The following is a 16,985-nucleotide window of genomic DNA, read 5'->3' as shown; positions in this document are numbered from 1 at the left end:
CCGTCTATGCAAGACAAGGTAATGAAATAACATGGGCAGCATGCATCCCGTACAGGTGATCGCGGTGACCGGCGGCAAAGGTGGCGTCGGGAAAACTAACGTGTCAGTGAACTTGTCCCTGGCTTTGGCTGAGCTTGGCCGGCGCGTCATGTTGCTCGACGCCGACCTGGGGTTGGCGAACGTCGACGTTTTGCTGGGCCTGACACCCAAACGAACCCTGGCCGACGTGATCGAAGGCCGCTGTGAATTGCGCGACGTCCTGTTGCAGGGCCCTGGCGGCATCCGCATCGTTCCGGCTGCATCCGGCACCCAGAGCATGGTCCATCTGAGCCCGGCGCAACACGCCGGCCTGATCCAGGCATTCAGCGACATCGGCGACAACCTCGACGTACTGGTGATCGACACCGCTGCGGGCATTGGTGACTCGGTAGTCAGTTTCGTGCGCGCGGCGCAGGAAGTGTTGCTGGTGGTGTGCGATGAGCCCACCTCGATCACCGACGCCTACGCATTGATCAAACTGCTGAACCGCGATTACGGCATGAATCGCTTCCGCGTCCTGGCCAACATGGCACAAAGCCCACAGGAAGGTCGCAACCTGTTCGCCAAGTTGACCAAGGTCACCGATCGCTTCCTCGACGTTGCCCTGCAATACGTCGGTGCCGTGCCGTACGACGAAAGCGTGCGCAAGGCCGTGCAGAAGCAGCGCGCCGTCTACGAAGCCTTTCCGCGCTCCAAATGCTCGCTGGCGTTCAAGGCGATCGCACAGAAGGTCGACACTTGGCCACTGCCCGCCAACCCGCGCGGGCACCTGGAATTTTTTGTCGAGCGCCTTGTGCAACAAACGGCGGGACCTGTGCTATGACGGCCAGCGGCTACAACCTCTACAAGAAGTCGGCGCGTGACGCGCAGTACGAGCTGATCGAGCGTTACGCGCCACTGGTCAAACGCATTGCCTATCACTTACTGGCGCGTCTGCCGGCCAGCGTCCAGGTCGAAGACCTGATCCAGGCCGGGATGATCGGCCTGCTGGAAGTCTCCACCAAATACGATGCCAGCAAAGGTGCGAGTTTCGAGACCTACGCGGGCATTCGCATCCGCGGCGCGATGCTCGATGAAGTGCGCAAGGGGGACTGGGCGCCACGTTCGGTCCACCGCAATACCCGGATGGTCAGTGACGCCATTCGCTCGATTGAAGCTAAAACCGGCCGTGACGCTAAAGATCATGAGGTTGCGGCCGAACTCCAATTGAGTCTCGACGATTACTACGGGATTTTGAACGACACCCTGGGCAGCCGGTTATTCAGTTTCGACGATCTGTTGCAGGACGGCGAACACGAAGGGCTGCATGAGGATGGTGCCAGTGCTCATCTCGAACCGTCACGCGATCTGGAGGATGAACGCTTCCAGGCGGCGCTGGCGGACGCGATTGCCAATTTGCCGGAGCGCGAGCGACTGGTGTTGGCGCTGTACTACGACGAAGAGTTGAATCTCAAGGAAATCGGCGAGGTCCTGGGGGTCAGCGAATCTCGGGTCAGCCAGTTACACAGCCAGTGCGCGGCCCGTTTGCGGGGGCGTTTGGGAGAGTGGCGAGCGCGCTGAAGGCAGTGTGGGGACACTGCGATGTGGCTGGTGGGGTGATGAGCCTTGCCGGTCGCGATCCGCTGTACCTCGCACAGTCATCGAGTGCTTTGCCAAATTGATTGAAATGGCGCGTCCAGGTGCTGGGCGCGTTTTAGTCTGCTTGGAGGTCGAATTGGACAAGAACATGAAAATCCTCATCGTTGATGACTTCTCAACGATGCGGCGGATCATAAAAAACCTGTTGCGTGACCTTGGGTTCACCAACACGGTCGAGGCCGACGATGGCACCACCGCCATTCCGGTCCTCAACAGCGGGAGCATCGACTTTCTGGTGACGGACTGGAACATGCCTGGCATGACCGGTATCGATCTGCTGCGCCACGTGCGTGCCGATGAAAAGCTCAAGCACTTGCCAGTGCTGATGGTGACCGCCGAAGCCAAGCGCGAGCAGATCATCGAAGCGGCCCAGGCCGGTGTAAACGGTTATGTGGTCAAACCCTTCACGGCCCAGGCGTTGAAAGAAAAAATCGAAAAGATTTTCGAACGCATCGGTTGAACTGCGCCACGGGGGAGCTATGGGGCATAACGAATCTTCGCAGGGCGATTTTGAATCCACCCTGAAAAAACACGCCGTCGAACTGGTCGCAAGCCTTGAAAAGGGCAGGTTTGGCGATGCTGTGCAATTGATCCATGAGCTCAATCAGACCCGTGACCGCGGCCTGTATCAGGAAGTGGGCAAGCTCACCCGCGAGCTGCATAGCGCGATTGTCAATTTCCAGATTGACCCGCACATGCCACAAGCCGAGGAAGTGTCACAGATCACCGATGCCACCGAGCGTCTGGGGTATGTTGTGACGCTGACTGAGGCCGCCGCCAACCGCACCATGGACCTGGTGGAAAACGCCACGCCGCTGGTCAGCCGCCTGAGCGATGAGGCTCAGGCCCTGAGCACCGACTGGGGACGCTTCATGCGCCGCGAAGTCGGGGCTGAGGAGTTTCGCGAGCTGGCCCGGCGGGTTGACGGTTTCCTGGCGCGCAGCGCCGAAGACGGCCGCACGGTGTCGGGCAACCTCAACGACATCTTGCTGGCCCAGGATTATCAGGACCTCACAGGTCAAGTGATCAAGCGCGTGACCCAATTGGTCACCGAAGTTGAAAGCAACCTGCTCAAGCTCGTGCTCATGGCCAGCCAGGTAGACCGCTTTGCGGGTATCGAGCATGACCGTGCGGCGATGCTTGCCGAAAAAGATCCACAAAAACATCTCTCTCAGGGTGAAGGTCCGCAGATTCATGCCGATAAAAGAGAAGACGTTGTATCCGGTCAGGATGATGTGGACGACTTGTTATCCAGCCTAGGATTTTAGAGTTTTAGCTTTCTAGAATTTTCAGCATTTTGGAATTTTAGGTTTTTTGGGTTTTTAAACCTGTTAGGAGCACACCCTTAATGAGCTTCGGCGCCGATGAAGAGATCCTTCAGGATTTCCTGGTTGAGGCCGGCGAGATTCTAGAGCAACTGTCCGAGCAACTGGTCGAGCTGGAAAGCCGGCCGGATGATGCGGACTTGCTCAATGCAATTTTTCGCGGTTTTCACACTGTAAAAGGGGGCGCCGGCTTCCTCCAGCTCAACGAGCTGGTGGAGTGCTGTCACATCGCCGAGAACGTGTTCGACATCCTGCGCAAGGGTGAGCGTCGCGTCGACTCGGAACTGATGGACGTGGTTCTCGAAGCACTGGACGCGGTGAACAGCATGTTCAGCGAAGTCCGCGAGCGCAGCCCGATCACCGCTGCCACACCTGAACTGCTCGCGGCCCTGGCCCGTTTGGCCGAGCCGCAAACGGCTGACGAAGCCGCACCCGCCCCGGTCGCCGAAGTGGTTGAAGAGCCGGTTGCTGAAAGTGAATCGGGTGACATCACCGACAATGAATTCGAACAACTGCTGGACTCGCTGAACGCCGTCAAGGCCCAGGCTGAGGCACCGGCGGCTGCACAGGCTCCGGTCAGCGATGACGCAGCCAGTGATGAAATCACAGATGCCGAGTTCGAGTCTCTGCTCGATCAATTGCACGGTAAAGGCCAATTCGCCGTCGATGCGTTGGCCCAGACGCCCGCCGCACCTGAAGCGCCGAAAGCCGAGAGCGATAGCGCCGATATTACCGACGACGAATTCGAAGCGTTGCTCGACCAGTTGCACGGCAAGGGTAACTTTGCCGTGGAAGCGCTGGAGTCGGCCATTGCCTCGGCAACCCCGGCCGCGCCGGCTGCCGCGGCCGGTAGCGACCTGATCACCGATCACGAATTCGAATCGCTGCTCGACGAACTGCACGGTAAAGGCAAGTTCACCGACGTCGGTGCTGCAAAGGCATCGGCAACAGGCGTTGCAACGGCTAACGGCGCCAGCACCCCGCTTGCCGCCCCTGTGGCCAAGGCTGCCACGCCTGCACCTGCGGCCAAGGCACCGGAACCAAAGGCCGAAACTCCAGCTCCAGCCGCCGCAGCTGCACCCGCTCCGACCCGTGCCCCGGTTTCTGCACCTGTGGAAAAACCGGTCAGCGAAGCCGAGACCACTGTGCGGGTCGATACCGCGCGTCTCGACGAGATCATGAACATGGTCGGCGAGTTGGTGTTGGTACGTAACCGTCTGGTCCGCCTGGGCCTTAACAGCGGCGACGAAGCCATGTCCAAGGCCGTGTCGAACCTCGACGTGGTCACGGCCGACCTGCAGACCGCGGTCATGAAGACCCGGATGCAACCGATCAAGAAAGTTTTCGGCCGCTTCCCGCGTCTGGTTCGTGACCTGGCTCGCCAGCTCAAGAAAGAGATCAACCTGGAACTGGTCGGCGAAGACACCGACCTCGACAAGAACCTCGTCGAGGCCCTGGCCGATCCGTTGGTCCACTTGGTGCGCAACGCGGTCGACCACGGTATCGAATCGCCACAAGAGCGCGAAGACTCGGGCAAGGCCCGCAGCGGCAAGGTGATCCTGGCCGCAGAGCAGGAAGGTGATCACATCCTGTTGTCGATCTCCGATGACGGCAAAGGGATGGACCCTAACGTCCTGCGCTCCATTGCGGTGAAACGCGGTGTGATGGACAAGGATGCGGCCGATCGTCTGAGCGACACCGAGTGCTACAACCTGATTTTCGCCCCGGGTTTCTCGACCAAGACCGAGATCTCCGATGTGTCGGGTCGCGGCGTGGGCATGGACGTGGTGAAAACCAAGATTTCCCAGCTCAACGGCTCGATCAACATCTACTCGGCCAAAGGCCAGGGATCGAAGATCGTCATCAAGGTGCCGTTGACCCTGGCGATCATGCCGACGCTGATGGTCATGCTCGGCAACCAGGCGTTCGCGTTCCCGCTGGTGAACGTCAACGAGATCTTCCACCTCGACCTGTCGACCACCAACGTGGTGGATGGCCAGGAAGTGGTGATCGTGCGGGACAAGGCACTGCCATTGTTCTACCTCAAGCGCTGGCTGGTCAGCTCCGCTGCTCACGAAGAGCAGCGCGAAGGCCATGTGGTGATCCTTTCGGTGGGCACCCAGCGGATCGGCTTCGTTGTCGATCAGTTGGTGGGCCAGGAAGAAGTGGTCATCAAGCCATTGGGCAAAATGCTCCAGGGAACCCCGGGCATGTCGGGCGCCACCATCACCGGTGACGGTCGCATTGCGCTGATTCTCGATGTTCCGAGCATGCTCAAGCGTTACGCCGCACGGCGTATTTGATTCTGGTGGAGCGGGGCGACTGGGCCTGGCTCCATCTAACGGAGTGTTTATGGCAGTCAAAGTCCTGGTGGTGGACGATTCGGGGTTTTTCCGCCGCCGCGTCTCGGAAATTCTTTCAGCGGATTCGAATATCCAGGTCGTCGGGACGGCGACCAACGGAAAAGAGGCGATTGATCAGGCGCTGGCGCTCAAGCCGGACGTGATCACCATGGACTACGAGATGCCAATGATGGACGGCATCACGGCGGTGCGGCACATCATGCAGCGCTGCCCGACCCCGGTCTTGATGTTCTCCTCGCTGACCCACGAAGGCGCCCGGGTAACCCTCGATGCACTGGACGCCGGCGCGGTGGACTTTCTGCCGAAAAATTTCGAAGACATCTCGCGCAATCCCGAGAAGGTCAAGCAATTGCTGTGCGAGAAGATTCTCAGCATTTCGCGCAGCAATCGCCGGGTCAGCGCCTACAGTGCGCCGGCTCCCGCGGTCGCTCCTGCTCCGGCCCCCACACCTTCGAGCATCGGCAGCTACGGCAGCAGTGCGCCGGTGCGCCCGGCTCCAGCACCGATCCCGGCCCCGGTGCGTACACATGCCCCCGCTCCGTCGTCGCCCGCCCCAAAGCGCAAGGCGTACAAACTGGTGGCGATTGGTACTTCTACCGGTGGCCCGGTTGCGCTGCAGCGGGTCTTGACCCAGTTGCCGGCCAACTTCCCCGCGCCGATCGTGCTGGTCCAGCACATGCCGGCGGCCTTTACCAAGGCCTTTGCCGAACGCCTGGACAAACTTTGCCGTATCAGCGTCAAGGAAGCCGAGGATGGCGACATCCTGCGTCCGGGTCTGGCGTTATTGGCACCGGGTGGCAAGCAAATGATGATCGACGGCCGTGGCGCGGTGAAAATCCTGCCAGGTGACGAGCGCTTGAACTACAAGCCTTGCGTGGACATCACTTTCGGTTCGGCGGCCAAATCCTACGGTGACAAAGTTCTGGCGGTCGTATTGACCGGCATGGGCGCTGACGGTCGTGAAGGCGCGCGCCTGCTCAAGCAGGGGGGCAGTTCGATCTGGGCCCAGGATGAAGCCAGCTGCGTGATCTACGGCATGCCGATGGCCATCGTCAAAGCGGAACTCGCCGACGCGGTGTACAGCCTGGACGACATTGGCAAACACCTGGTCGAGGCGTGCATCTGATGGACGTTCTCAGCCTTATCGGCATCATCATGGCGTTCGTCGCCATCATCGGCGGCAATTTCCTCGAAGGTGGCCACCTCGGCGCGCTGGCCAATGGCCCGGCGGCGTTGATCGTACTCGGCGGGACCATCGGCGCGGCCTTGCTGCAATCGCCGATGAGCGCGTTCAAGCGGGCCATGCAGATACTGGCATGGATTCTGTTTCCGCCCCGTGTCGACCTGGCTGGCGGTATCGACCGCGTCGTCAACTGGAGCCTGACCGCGCGCAAGGAAGGCTTGCTCGGCCTGGAAGGCGTGGCCGATACCGAGCCGGACAGCTACTCGCGCAAAGGCTTGCAACTGCTGGTCGACGGCGCCGAACCCGAAGCCATCCGCAGCATCCTGGAAGTGGATTTCTACACTCAGGAAAGCCGTGACATCGAGGCGGCCAAGGTCTTTGAAAGCATGGGCGGCTACGCGCCGACCATCGGCATCATCGGCGCGGTGATGGGCCTGATTCACGTCATGGGCAATCTCGGCGATCCGTCGCAACTGGGCAATGGCATCGCCGTCGCTTTCGTTGCCACCATCTACGGTGTGGCCAGTGCCAACCTGGTGCTGCTGCCGATTGCTGCCAAACTCAAGTCCATCGCAATGCGTCAGTCACGTTATCGCGAAATGTTGCTGGAAGGCATCCTGTCGATCGCCGAAGGTGAAAACCCTCGTTCGATCGAGCTGAAGCTTCAAGGCTTCATGGAGTAATGGACTATGGCTCGCCGCCGACAGCATGACGAACACGTCAACCACGAACGCTGGCTGGTGTCCTACGCGGACTTCATCACCTTGCTGTTCGCGTTTTTCGTGGTGATGTACTCGATCTCTTCGGTCAACGAAGGTAAGTACAAGATCATTTCCGAAGCGCTGATTGGGGTCTTCAGCGACACCGAACGCGCCCTCAAGCCGATCCCCATCGGCGATGAGCGGCCCAAGACCGTGACCCCGGCCAAGCCGCTGGTCAAGGACAGCGATCAGGTCGATGCCGGGGTAGCCGGTGCGAGCGATCCGCTCAAAAGCATTGCCGATGACATCAGCGCAGCGTTTGGCGACTTGATCAGCTCCAACCAGATGACCGTGCGTGGCAACGAATTGTGGGTCGAGATCGAACTCAACTCCAGCCTGTTGTTCGGCAGCGGCGACGCCATGCCCAGCGACATCGCCTTCAACATCATCGACAAGGTCGCAGCGATTCTGAAACCGTTCGACAACCCGATTCACGTCGAAGGTTTCACCGACGATCAACCCATTCGCACCGCGCAGTACCCAACCAACTGGGAACTGTCGTCCGCCCGTTCGGCGAGTATCGTGCGCATGCTGGCCATGCAGGGCGTAAACCCCGGCCGATTGGCGTCGGTGGGGTACGGGGAGTTCCAGCCGGTGGCCAACAACGCCACGGCCGAGGGCCGGGCGCGCAACCGTCGCGTGGTGTTGGTGGTGTCGCGCAATCTTGACGTGCGACGCAGCCTCACCGGCACCGGAACCGCTCATGCCACGCCCGATGCGGCATTGAAGCGTGCTGGCACACAAACTGCACCGACCCCGGTCAAGTCGCCGGTACGAGAGAGCGCCGTCAATTCTCCGTCGCCCGCATTAACACGTTGAGCTATTTCCCGGTCGATCTGGCCGGGAGGAACAATCCGAATGAGAGTCTGGGCAGTCGCCAATCAAAAGGGTGGTGTCGGTAAAACCACTTCCTCCATCGCACTAGCCGGTTTGCTGGCTGAGGCGGGCAAGCGCGTGGTTGTCGTCGACTTAGACCCCCACGGCTCGATGACCAGCTATTTCGGCTACGACCCCGACAGCCTGGAACACAGCAACTACGACCTGTTTCTGCACAAGGGCAGCGTGCCCCAGGGCCTGCCCGGGCAGTTGCTGCTGTCCACCAGTGACGAACGTATTTCTTTGCTGCCGTCGAGCACCGCGCTGGCGACCCTTGAACGTCAATCGCCGGGCCAGAGCGGCCTGGGCCTGGTGATCGCCAAGAGCCTGGCGCAGCTGTGGCAGGACTTCGATTACGCGATTATCGACAGCCCGCCGTTGCTCGGCGTGCTGATGGTCAATGCCCTGGCGGCGAGCCAACAATTGGTGATCCCGGTGCAAACCGAGCACCTGGCGGTCAAGGGCCTGGAGCGCATGGTCAATACGTTGGCGATGATCAACCGATCCCGTAAGCAGTCACTGCCGTTCACCATCGTGCCGACCCTGTTCGATCGCCGCACACAGGCGTCCCTGGGCACGCTGCGTGTATTGCGCGACAAGTTTCCGCAAGACATCTGGCAAGGCTATATCCCAGTGGACACACGCTTGCGCGATGCCAGCCGCGCCGGGCTGACGCCATCGCAATTTGACGGCAAGAGCCGCGGTGTTCTTGCTTACCGCGCGCTGCTCAAGCACCTGCTGGCGGCACAACTCGTTGCGCAGGTGGCCTGAAGATGAACACCGTACCTGTAGGAGCGAGGCTTGCCCGCGAACCAGACGCCGCAGTTTTGGCAGGCATACCGCGTAATCGTTATTCGCGGGCAAGCCTCGCTCCTACGGGTGAGCACTCATGAACCGGCTGTTGAAGACCACCTCCCGTCCGCAACTGGCGCTGCAGTCTTACTTGGACAGCTTGCTGCAAGACATCACCGAGGAACTGGTGCCGGAAGTGGAAGCGCTTCCCGCATTTGCCGAGGTTGACGGCGCACTGGACGAATTCCAGGCCGCAGTGCTTGAAGAGCAGGCTCGCGATGCACAGAAAGTCGTAGTCGCAACGGCACCGGTGGTAGCGCCGATGGCGAAGCCTCCCGTTGCCGTGGTTGAAGCGCCAGCGCCCGTACTGGCGTCGGTCTCGACCATCGCACCGTTGCTGCAAGCCTTGGAGCCACCGGTCGTCGAAGAGCTGCAGACTGAGGTGCTGCCGGTACTCGAAACGCCGCAGGCCCTGGTGCCGCCAGTGGTCGAAGTCCACCTGCCGCCGAACAACACGCCACCCCCGGTAGAGACCGACGGGCGTCCGGCCTGGGCGGCCGAACCTTTCGAGTGTCTGTTGTTCGATGTCGCCGGGCTGACCCTGGCGGTTCCGTTGGTGTGCCTGGGGTCGATTTACCCCTTGGCCGGCCACGAGTTGACGCCTTTGTTCGGTCAACCGGAGTGGTTCCTCGGCATCCTGCCGAGCCAGGCCGGCAACTTGAAGGTGCTCGACACGGCGCGTTGGGTCATGCCTGACCGTTATCGCGACGACTTCAAGCAGGGCCTGCAATACGTGATTTCGGTTCAAGGCTACGAATGGGGGCTGGCGGTGCATCAGGTCAGCCGCTCGTTGCGCCTGGACCCGAACGAAATCAAATGGCGCAGCCACCGTGGTCAGCGGCCATGGCTGGCCGGCACCGTGATTGAACACATGTGTGCCTTGCTCGACGTGTCCGAACTGGCCGAATTGATCGCCAGTGGCGGGGCAAAGCACATGGGCGGCAGCAAGCCGGTCCAAAAGTTGAAATGAAATCTGCACAACACACACGCGACGGCATTCAAATTCCGCAGCACAGAACACACACCGCCACGGCGGTTTTTCGAGGGGTCAGGGTATGAATGATAAGGCGACGGCGGCAAAAGGGTCCGAAGATCCGATCCTGCAATGGGTGACCTTCAAGCTGGACAATGAAACCTACGGCATCAACGTGATGCGCGTTCAGGAAGTCCTGCGTTACACCGAAATCGCCCCGGTGCCGGGTGCCCCAAGCTACGTGCTGGGCATCATCAACCTGCGTGGCAACGTGGTCACCGTGATCGACACCCGCCAGCGCTTCGGCCTGATGAATGCCGAAATCAGCGACAATACCCGCATCGTCATCATCGAAGCCGACAAACAAGTTGTCGGGATCATGGTCGACAGCGTGGCCGAAGTGGTTTACCTGCGTCAGTCGGAAATCGAAACCGCGCCAAACGTCGGTAACGAAGAATCCGCCAAGTTCATCCAGGGCGTGTGCAACAAGAACAACGAACTGCTGATCCTCGTCGAGCTGGACAAGATGATGAGCGAAGAAGAATGGTCGGAACTGGAGAGTATCTGATTGATTCTTGAGGTGGCGGTCATTGTCCTGTTCCTGTTCTGGGCAGGCACACTGGCGATGTTTCTGGCGTACATTCGCGATCAACGCAAGATCGCCGCGCAACAGGCCCAAGGCGATGCGCTGCGTGACCAGCGCATCAAGGACCTGGCCAAAAGCGTCGAAGACTATCAGAACGGCAATGTGCGCATGGGTGAAGCGCTGCACGAATTACGTGCCATCGTAGCCCCCTTGCCAGACAAACTCGCCCAGCTGGAACAACGCGACCCTACCAGCCTGTCGTTTGCCCAGGCGGCGCGACTGGTGGGCATGGGCGCCAGCGTCGACGAACTGACCCAGTCCTGCGGCTTGACCCAGGCTGAGGCGGAATTGATGAGTAAGTTGCACAAGAACTGAAAGATCAAAAGATCGCAGCCTTCGGCAGCTCCTACAGGTGTACGTAGATCCATGTAGGAGCTGCCGAAGGCTGCGATCTTTTCGCTTGTCCTGAGCGCTTTCTGGAAGAGTGATTTTCCAGCATCGATATTCTGCAGAACACTGAACTCTCCGAGGGTGTTTTATGCCGACTGTCGTTCCCCATCAGACTGTTGCCGGGAGCTATACAAGCTCAAGACTCGACAGCGAAACCAAAAGCCCGGCGCTAAACGTTTACAGCAAAGTAAAAAGTGTATCGAACTCACCCTCTAGCCTGGGTAGCGTGGGTGCGAACAGTGAGGCACTGCATTCCAAGCCAGGCATCTTGGTTGGAAAGACGGGTGCAGGCATGGGGATAAATAAACATACGGCCAAATCGGTTTTGAGTGAGTTAGTTAAACTTCCATGCTCGGAAAATACTTACTCCGCTCGACTGGAATGCTTGAAGGCGGACCGTTCCATTCCGACCTGGCATGCACTGACTCGTCACCCTGAAAAGCTGAAGGAGCTTGAGCAGACAGATCTTCCCAAGCTGGAAGCATGTTTGAAGGAGGCAGGAACATGGCTGCCAGAAGTGGAGGCTATCAATGTCAACGTAATGATGAATTTGACGGCCAAACTGGCTGCTGAATATGAAGCGTCCTTTCAGTCCCTGATGTTGGAGGAAGGGATTGTCGAAAAAAAGGACGTTTTAATTGTTCGGGGGGCTCCAGGTGCTGGGAAAACGTCTTATTTGAGTGGTGGTTTTTCCCTCTGTACGGATGAAGTAAAAAACTATCTACAAAATCGAATGCCTGGCGTCACGATGCCGCAGCTCTATATGCACGCTTATACATTGCTGGGTCGATTCATGAGCGAAATGGAAAGCAAATTCGCACAAAGTTTGACGCAGGATGCGTTGTACCTATATCCAGAATTGATCGATAAAAAAATACAAGTAGTTGAGTTGCAAAGGGGGGAGCAAAAAGCCTTGCTTCACGACATACAAGTGGATCTGACGACGTTGTGTTGTCGAATGCTCAAACGTTCTACTTATGAGGCTTTGATGAGCTTTGATTTCTTGAGTCAGCGTTTCCGTTCCTCCTTGGATAGGAGGCAGGAAACAATTCAGTTGGTGATAGAAAAACCTGAAATCATCAGCGAGTACTCTCTCTCGGTCTGGGACGGCACCAAGAGCGTCAAAGTTGCAGAGCGTTCAGCTGATTCGCAGGACATCATCATTCATGACCAGGCTTTATTCGATCTGCAGGTGTCTCGAGATCCGGTTGCAATCGAAGCAGAAATAACCCGCGTTCGCGACACGGTTATCAATGAGGCATTTATCTCCAGCTTCACGGTGGGATTCGAACCTGCCATTGCAACAGTCTTTAAAGATGCATTGAGCAAGTACGACGGAAAAACCATGGCCGAGGCTCTTGAACTGCATCGCGATCGGGACCATGTAGCAACGTCGGTGGCTTCACGCGTTCTCGCCGACGTAATTCCCTCGTAAAGAAAAATATCAGGCGCGCCATAGTCGTAATGAGCATGGCGCACTGTTTCAGTAATCATCCCCGCGATCCGTCACGTCCTTCTCCAAAACCGCTACATCCGGATCCCGCCCCGCCGGATACTTTCCCTTCAAATTCCACGCAAACGCAATAATCTCCGCGATCGTCCGGTACAGCTCCTCGGGAATACTGTCCCCCAGCTCCATGCGCGCCAGCAGTCTCACCAGCTCGGGGTTTTCGTAGATCGGCACTTCGTAGTCGTGGGCAATCCGCAGGATTTCTTCGGCCAGTTCTTCGTCACCCTTGGCGGTGAGGGTAGGGGCGTGGGTGTCGTCGTACTTGAGGGCAATGTGTTGGGTTTTTTCATGTGTTTTCGTCGAGCCAGCGTTGTTCAAGACGGGTTTCGGACCTTGGGGCGGCTTGCTGCGAATACTCGTCACCTGCTCTTTCCCTCAGGATTATTTGGGGAACCCTGTGTTACGTTAATGTCCAGATGAATTTACAGAGTTTAATATTCAATTATGAGATAGTTTCTATGGGGTGGGTACTATCAGTTCTGATAGTTGAATTGGGTAGGGCTCGCATTTATGATTGTTTTTCTTCGAAATTTTGATGTTTGTGCACTTTTATTGTTTGTAAGTGGGTGATGGAGGAATTGGTATGGGTAGCGAATCTAACCAGACTACTGGAGTAATTGTTTCGGCTAAGCTGTACGATGATACCGATAGTTGGGACTGGCCATTGAGCCGAATAATAGGTGAGGTCAATGATGATCAGGGGTTTGGAATATTCAAATTTACTCACAGGAGTTTTGAAGGGTGGTTTGAGGCAAGGCCGCTAGTTGGCAAGCGAGTCCGTTTTCTTAGGTATAAAGGCCAGCAAGGTCAAACGGCCGAAGAAGTTGAGCTTGAATGATAGTCAGGCTGTTAAATTGGTTGAGGTAGTTGCTCTAAAGTCCGCTCTTAAGAATTGGCAGCTTTTAGACTTTTTATGTTTGCTGCTAAATCGCTTGAGAGCGAGCTTTTTCTCAATGGAAGTATCGATCTCTCAATAATCTTCTCCGCGTTCGCTAATATTCTTTTCGACTATCGGCGTATCCGGATCCCGCCCCGCCGGATACTTGCCCTTCAAATTCCACGCAAACGCAATAATCTCCGCAATCGTGCGGTACAGCTCCTCGGGAATACTGTCCCCCAGCTCCATCCGCGCCAGCAGTCTCACCAGCTCGGCGTTTTCGTAGATCGGCACTTCGTAGTCGCGGGCGATCCGCAGGATTTCTTCGGCCAGTTCTTCGTTACCCTTGGCGGTGAGGGTAGGGGCGTGGGTGCCGTCGTACTTGAGGGCGATGGCCTGGCGTGGGGCGTTGGGATTATTCATGCGGTTTCGTCGACCCAGCGTTGTTCGAGACGGGTTTGTGGGCCCTGGGGTGGTTTGCCCTGATGGCAATCGAGGTCGCCGACGTTCAGGCCCGAGGCCAGCAGGCGTTGGCGCAGGATGGCCAGATTGCTTTCGATCAGGTTGGCGGTGTAGGGGCGTTCGGCCCATAGCTGGCTGGACAGGCTGCCCTTGATCAGTTGCGCCTGAATTTGCATCGGGCCCAAGGGATCCATGTCGAAGGCCAGTTCGACACGCCACAATTGTTGTTTGGGCTCTCGTTCGTCACGGCGTTCATGTTGTTCTTTCTCTGGTGCTTCCTCACGCTGGAACTTGATCTGCAAGGGCACGATGTCCTGCAAATTGCGCATGGGCACTTCCAGCTGCCAGGTGCTCATCAGGCGACCGTCGCTGGTCACGCCGGTCTGCTCCAGGCTCGACAGCTGATGGCTTTGCAGGCGGGACACTGCGGCTGCAGCCAGGCGCAGCAGGTGTTCGAGATCGTCCTCACCTTCGGCGCTCTGTAACAGACGCTCGGGCAGAGGGAAGCCGATCGGCGACGGTTTGGCACTGACTTGCCCGAGCATGCCCAGGGCGTTGCGCACAAAGCTTGGCATGGCTTGGGCCAGGGTGTTGGCGGCGATGATTGCGCTGAGGTTGGTGCTTGCCGGCAACCCCGGCGTCAGTTGCGCGATCAGTTTGAGCAGGTCGGCTTTCATGTCGGGGGCGAGCGCGGGGTTCTGCCCGGTCAGCAGTTTCGATTCGAGGAACGCACCGCTGCTCGCCAATGCCAGGGCCAGACCTTTGGGGGTACTCAGTTGCTGCACGTCCGGCAGACCGGTGAGTAACTTGTCGACAGCGGCGCGCAGGTCGCTGGAGGTCTGATCAGAAGGCGGCAGGTTTTGCAGTAGCTTGAGCAGGCCGTCCAGCGAGCCCTGGCGGCTGGATTGGCTGACCAGTTGCTGCGTCACCGCCAGTTGCTCCTGGCGGGTATTGAGGGGCACGAACTTCAACGTCTGGGCGTCCTGCACCTGAGCGCTGAGCAAAGTGCCGATACGCAACGGCTGGGGGCTGTCGATGCTCAAGGTGCTGCCGGAAAGCGCCGTGTTGAGCAGGCTGACCATCGAGCGGAACACCGTCGGCTGCCCCGGCACTTGCGGCAACACCTGGGACGTCAGCACTTTACCTTGCAACAGAGTGCCGACCGGCAGTTGCGCGGTGTCGAGGCGAGTGAGGGTGGCGACGCTGGAAGCGATAGCCTGTTGCACGGTGATGGCCAGGTTGCCCGCCGAAGGTTGGGTGACGGCGATGCGGGTGCCCTGAGCCAAGGGTTGGTTGCTGGTGGCCTGAACCGTGGTCTGGCGTCCGCTGTCCAGAGTGACCTTAAGCAACAGCTCAAAGGTCTGATCCGCCTGCTTGAGCGACAGCACTTCAGCCTTGGCGGTTTGACCGGCGGTGATCAATCCTTCGATGGGCGTCAGCAGCTTGAGCAACTCGCCACTGACAGCCAGCGGACGCGTGGTCGCCGGGGCGAGCTGCGGTATCGGGAGGATGTTCATTTCGCCTGTCATACGCGGTCACAACCTTGGGAAAATGCGCTCTTTAGAGTAAGAAATGGCATGTATAATGCCGCCGCGTTGTATACAGAGTGCGGGAAACCTTGCAATTATTTGACGCAGCTCGCTAATGCGGGCCGCCAATACATCTATTCTGCATCTCTTTAACGGCCGCGCCAGAGCCGACTTGAACCGTATAAGGCCCGTGAACCCTTGACCAGTCCTGTCCTGCAAACCGTTGCCCTTGCCTGCGAGCGAGACCTTCGGCTGCTTTTCGAAAATCTCGATTTGAGACTGGCCAGTGGCGAAATGGTACAGATCAGCGGCCCCAACGGCAGTGGCAAGACCAGCCTGTTGCGCCTGCTGTCGGGGCTGATGCACCCGACGGCCGGTCAAGTGCTGCTCAACGGCCAACCGCTCGACGAGCAGCGTACGGAGCTGGCGCGCAACCTGCTGTGGATCGGCCATGCGGCGGGGATCAAGGATTTGCTGACCCCGCAAGAGAACCTGAGCTGGCTGTGCGCCCTGCATCAACCCGCTTCCCACGAAGCGATCTGGCACGCTCTGGAAGCTGTGGGATTGCGCGGTTTCGAAGATGTTCCCTGCCATACCCTGTCCGCCGGCCAGCAGCGTCGCGTTGCTTTGGCGCGCCTGTACCTGGACAGCCCGCCGCTGTGGATTCTCGACGAGCCTTTCACCGCACTCGACAAGCAGGGCGTGGCCCAGTTGGAAGAGCACTTGGCCGGCCACTGCGAACGGGGCGGCATGGTGGTGTTGACCACCCACCACACACTGAGCCGGATGCCGGCCGGTTATCGCGACATCGATCTGGGGAAATGGGCCGTATGAGTGTGTTTGGCCTGTTGGTCGCCCGTGAGGCCCGTCTGTTGTTCCGCCGTCCGGCAGAGCTGGCCAATCCGTTGGTGTTCTTTGCCATCGTCGTTTCGCTGTTCCCGCTGGCCGTCGGCCCCGAGTCTCAATTGTTGCAAACCTTGTCTCCAGGGCTGGTCTGGGTGGCAGCCCTTTTATCGGTTTTGCTCTCGCTGGACGGGCTTTTCCGCAGTGATTTCGAAGATGGATCGCTTGAACAGTGGGTCCTTTCGCCGCACCCCCTGCCTCTGTTGGTACTCGCCAAGGTGCTGGCACACTGGGCTTTTTCCGGCCTGGCACTGGTTTTGCTCGCACCCTTGCTGGCGTTGATGCTCGGCTTGCCTGCCGCCTGTCTGCCAGTGTTGCTGCTTTCCTTATTGCTGGGTACACCGGTGCTGAGCCTGCTCGGTGCGGTGGGCGCGGCGTTGACCGTCGGTTTGAAACGCGGTGGCCTATTGCTGGCGCTGCTGATTCTGCCGTTGTACATCCCGGTGTTGATTCTCGGCAGTGGCGCCTTGCAGGCCGCCTTGCAGGGCATGCCGGCGACCGGTTATCTGTTATGGCTGGGTAGTCTGACCGCCCTGGCGATAACCCTGACACCCTTTGCAATAGCCGCTGGCCTGAAGATCAGCGTCGGCGAATAATGAGGTCTGGTTAATTTTTAATCAGTAAAGACCCTGGCTCTTCACAGTAAAGAGCAACCGTG

At 58.6% G+C, this 16,985-nt stretch carries 19 protein-coding genes; 16 read left to right on the top strand and 3 right to left on the bottom strand.

The window, feature by feature from the left end:
- Positions 1–31: 31 nt before the first annotated feature.
- The 13 genes from fleN (at position 32) to ABTV22_RS22230 (ending at position 12,481) form a co-directional block, all read left to right on the top strand.
- Positions 32–862: a flagellar synthesis regulator FleN gene (gene fleN, locus ABTV22_RS22290; protein ID WP_008001746.1), complete on the top strand. Its 831-nt coding sequence runs from the start codon at positions 32–34 to the stop codon at positions 860–862.
- Positions 859–1,599 (top strand): RNA polymerase sigma factor FliA, encoded by a 741-nt coding sequence (gene fliA, locus ABTV22_RS22285; RefSeq protein WP_007894214.1) that lies wholly within the window; start codon positions 859–861, stop codon positions 1,597–1,599. Before fleN ends, fliA begins: the two co-directional genes overlap by 4 nt.
- A 166-nt stretch (positions 1,600–1,765) precedes the next feature.
- On the top strand, positions 1,766–2,137 hold the full coding sequence (locus ABTV22_RS22280; RefSeq protein ID WP_003183998.1) for a chemotaxis response regulator CheY: 372 nt from the start codon (positions 1,766–1,768) through the stop codon (positions 2,135–2,137).
- A 19-nt stretch (positions 2,138–2,156) separates the two neighbouring features.
- A complete protein-coding gene (locus tag ABTV22_RS22275) occupies positions 2,157–2,945 on the top strand; it encodes a protein phosphatase CheZ (RefSeq protein WP_433736619.1) in 789 nt (262 codons plus the stop codon).
- An 80-nt stretch (positions 2,946–3,025) separates the two neighbouring features.
- Complete coding sequence (locus ABTV22_RS22270; protein WP_433736618.1) at positions 3,026–5,305, top strand: chemotaxis protein CheA; 2,280 nt, start codon at positions 3,026–3,028, stop codon at positions 5,303–5,305.
- A gap of 49 nt (positions 5,306–5,354) precedes the next feature.
- On the top strand, positions 5,355–6,491 hold the full coding sequence (locus ABTV22_RS22265) for a protein-glutamate methylesterase/protein-glutamine glutaminase (RefSeq protein WP_433736616.1): 1,137 nt from the start codon (positions 5,355–5,357) through the stop codon (positions 6,489–6,491).
- Positions 6,491–7,231, top strand: a complete 741-nt coding sequence (locus ABTV22_RS22260) for a flagellar motor protein (protein ID WP_433736615.1) — start codon at positions 6,491–6,493, stop codon at positions 7,229–7,231. Before ABTV22_RS22265 ends, ABTV22_RS22260 begins: the two co-directional genes overlap by 1 nt.
- Before the next feature lie 6 nt (positions 7,232–7,237).
- Positions 7,238–8,128, top strand: a complete 891-nt coding sequence (gene motD, locus ABTV22_RS22255) for a flagellar motor protein MotD (protein WP_433736614.1) — start codon at positions 7,238–7,240, stop codon at positions 8,126–8,128.
- A 39-nt stretch (positions 8,129–8,167) separates the two neighbouring features.
- A complete protein-coding gene (locus tag ABTV22_RS22250) occupies positions 8,168–8,956 on the top strand; it encodes a ParA family protein (protein WP_433736613.1) in 789 nt (262 codons plus the stop codon).
- A 118-nt stretch (positions 8,957–9,074) separates the two neighbouring features.
- A complete protein-coding gene (locus tag ABTV22_RS22245) occupies positions 9,075–10,007 on the top strand; it encodes a CheW domain-containing protein (protein ID WP_433736612.1) in 933 nt (310 codons plus the stop codon).
- 85 nt (positions 10,008–10,092) lie between these two features.
- On the top strand, positions 10,093–10,578 hold the full coding sequence (locus tag ABTV22_RS22240) for a chemotaxis protein CheW (RefSeq protein ID WP_007980742.1): 486 nt from the start codon (positions 10,093–10,095) through the stop codon (positions 10,576–10,578).
- Entirely contained in the window at positions 10,579–10,971 is a 393-nt protein-coding gene (locus ABTV22_RS22235; protein WP_433736611.1) for a DUF2802 domain-containing protein, read from the top strand.
- A gap of 163 nt (positions 10,972–11,134) precedes the next feature.
- Positions 11,135–12,481: a hypothetical protein gene (locus ABTV22_RS22230; protein ID WP_433736610.1), complete on the top strand. Its 1,347-nt coding sequence runs from the start codon at positions 11,135–11,137 to the stop codon at positions 12,479–12,481.
- 48 nt (positions 12,482–12,529) lie between these two features.
- Here ABTV22_RS22230 and ABTV22_RS22225 read toward each other — a convergent pair whose 3' ends face one another.
- Positions 12,530–12,874, bottom strand: a complete 345-nt coding sequence (locus ABTV22_RS22225; RefSeq protein ID WP_433741472.1) for an EscU/YscU/HrcU family type III secretion system export apparatus switch protein — start codon at positions 12,872–12,874, stop codon at positions 12,530–12,532.
- 265 nt (positions 12,875–13,139) lie between these two features.
- Here ABTV22_RS22225 and ABTV22_RS22220 point away from each other — a divergent pair, with 265 nt between their 5' ends.
- Complete coding sequence (locus ABTV22_RS22220) at positions 13,140–13,394, top strand: hypothetical protein (protein WP_433736609.1); 255 nt, start codon at positions 13,140–13,142, stop codon at positions 13,392–13,394.
- A gap of 132 nt (positions 13,395–13,526) precedes the next feature.
- Here ABTV22_RS22220 and ABTV22_RS22215 read toward each other — a convergent pair whose 3' ends face one another.
- Positions 13,527–13,856 carry an EscU/YscU/HrcU family type III secretion system export apparatus switch protein gene (locus tag ABTV22_RS22215; RefSeq protein ID WP_433736608.1) on the bottom strand — a complete coding sequence of 110 codons (330 nt, stop codon included), beginning with the start codon at positions 13,854–13,856 and terminating at the stop codon, positions 13,527–13,529.
- Positions 13,853–15,424, bottom strand: a complete 1,572-nt coding sequence (locus ABTV22_RS22210; protein WP_433736607.1) for a flagellar hook-length control protein FliK — start codon at positions 15,422–15,424, stop codon at positions 13,853–13,855. The genes ABTV22_RS22215 and ABTV22_RS22210 overlap by 4 nt, the downstream gene beginning before the upstream one ends.
- 198 nt (positions 15,425–15,622) lie before the next feature.
- Between ABTV22_RS22210 and ccmA the strand changes: the two genes are divergently transcribed.
- Both ccmA and ccmB read left to right on the top strand, forming a co-directional pair.
- Positions 15,623–16,258, top strand: coding sequence for a cytochrome c biogenesis heme-transporting ATPase CcmA (gene ccmA, locus ABTV22_RS22205; protein WP_433736606.1), 636 nt, complete (start codon positions 15,623–15,625; stop codon positions 16,256–16,258).
- Entirely contained in the window at positions 16,255–16,923 is a 669-nt protein-coding gene (gene ccmB / locus ABTV22_RS22200; RefSeq protein WP_007983326.1) for a heme exporter protein CcmB, read from the top strand. The genes ccmA and ccmB overlap by 4 nt, the downstream gene beginning before the upstream one ends.
- Positions 16,924–16,985 lie beyond the last annotated feature (62 nt).

This window comes from Pseudomonas putida (assembly GCF_050990305.1).
GTDB classification, from domain to species: Bacteria; Pseudomonadota; Gammaproteobacteria; order Pseudomonadales; family Pseudomonadaceae; genus Aquipseudomonas; species Aquipseudomonas putida_AH.
The sequence above is the reverse complement of the archived record's forward strand: the minus strand, read 5'-3'. Positions and strand labels throughout refer to the sequence as shown.

Bases quoted from the DNA above. Each gene is read 5' to 3' on its own strand.
- ccmB (WP_007983326.1), top strand. From the start codon at position 16,255: ATGAGTGTGTTTGGCCTGTTGGTCGCCCGTGAGGCCCGTCTGTTGTTC.
- ABTV22_RS22230 (WP_433736610.1), top strand. From the start codon at position 11,135: ATGCCGACTGTCGTTCCCCATCAGACTGTTGCCGGGAGCTATACAAGC.
- ABTV22_RS22240 (WP_007980742.1), top strand. From the start codon at position 10,093: ATGAATGATAAGGCGACGGCGGCAAAAGGGTCCGAAGATCCGATCCTG.
- fleN (WP_008001746.1), top strand. From the start codon at position 32: ATGGGCAGCATGCATCCCGTACAGGTGATCGCGGTGACCGGCGGCAAA.
- ABTV22_RS22215 (WP_433736608.1), bottom strand. From the start codon at position 13,856: ATGAATAATCCCAACGCCCCACGCCAGGCCATCGCCCTCAAGTACGAC.
- ABTV22_RS22220 (WP_433736609.1), top strand. From the start codon at position 13,140: ATGGGTAGCGAATCTAACCAGACTACTGGAGTAATTGTTTCGGCTAAG.
- ABTV22_RS22270 (WP_433736618.1), top strand. From the start codon at position 3,026: ATGAGCTTCGGCGCCGATGAAGAGATCCTTCAGGATTTCCTGGTTGAG.
- ABTV22_RS22265 (WP_433736616.1), top strand. From the start codon at position 5,355: ATGGCAGTCAAAGTCCTGGTGGTGGACGATTCGGGGTTTTTCCGCCGC.
- motD (WP_433736614.1), top strand. From the start codon at position 7,238: ATGGCTCGCCGCCGACAGCATGACGAACACGTCAACCACGAACGCTGG.
- fliA (WP_007894214.1), top strand. From the start codon at position 859: ATGACGGCCAGCGGCTACAACCTCTACAAGAAGTCGGCGCGTGACGCG.
- ABTV22_RS22280 (WP_003183998.1), top strand. From the start codon at position 1,766: ATGAAAATCCTCATCGTTGATGACTTCTCAACGATGCGGCGGATCATA.
- ABTV22_RS22210 (WP_433736607.1), bottom strand. From the start codon at position 15,424: ATGACAGGCGAAATGAACATCCTCCCGATACCGCAGCTCGCCCCGGCG.
- ABTV22_RS22275 (WP_433736619.1), top strand. From the start codon at position 2,157: ATGGGGCATAACGAATCTTCGCAGGGCGATTTTGAATCCACCCTGAAA.
- ABTV22_RS22245 (WP_433736612.1), top strand. From the start codon at position 9,075: ATGAACCGGCTGTTGAAGACCACCTCCCGTCCGCAACTGGCGCTGCAG.
- ABTV22_RS22260 (WP_433736615.1), top strand. From the start codon at position 6,491: ATGGACGTTCTCAGCCTTATCGGCATCATCATGGCGTTCGTCGCCATC.
- ABTV22_RS22250 (WP_433736613.1), top strand. From the start codon at position 8,168: ATGAGAGTCTGGGCAGTCGCCAATCAAAAGGGTGGTGTCGGTAAAACC.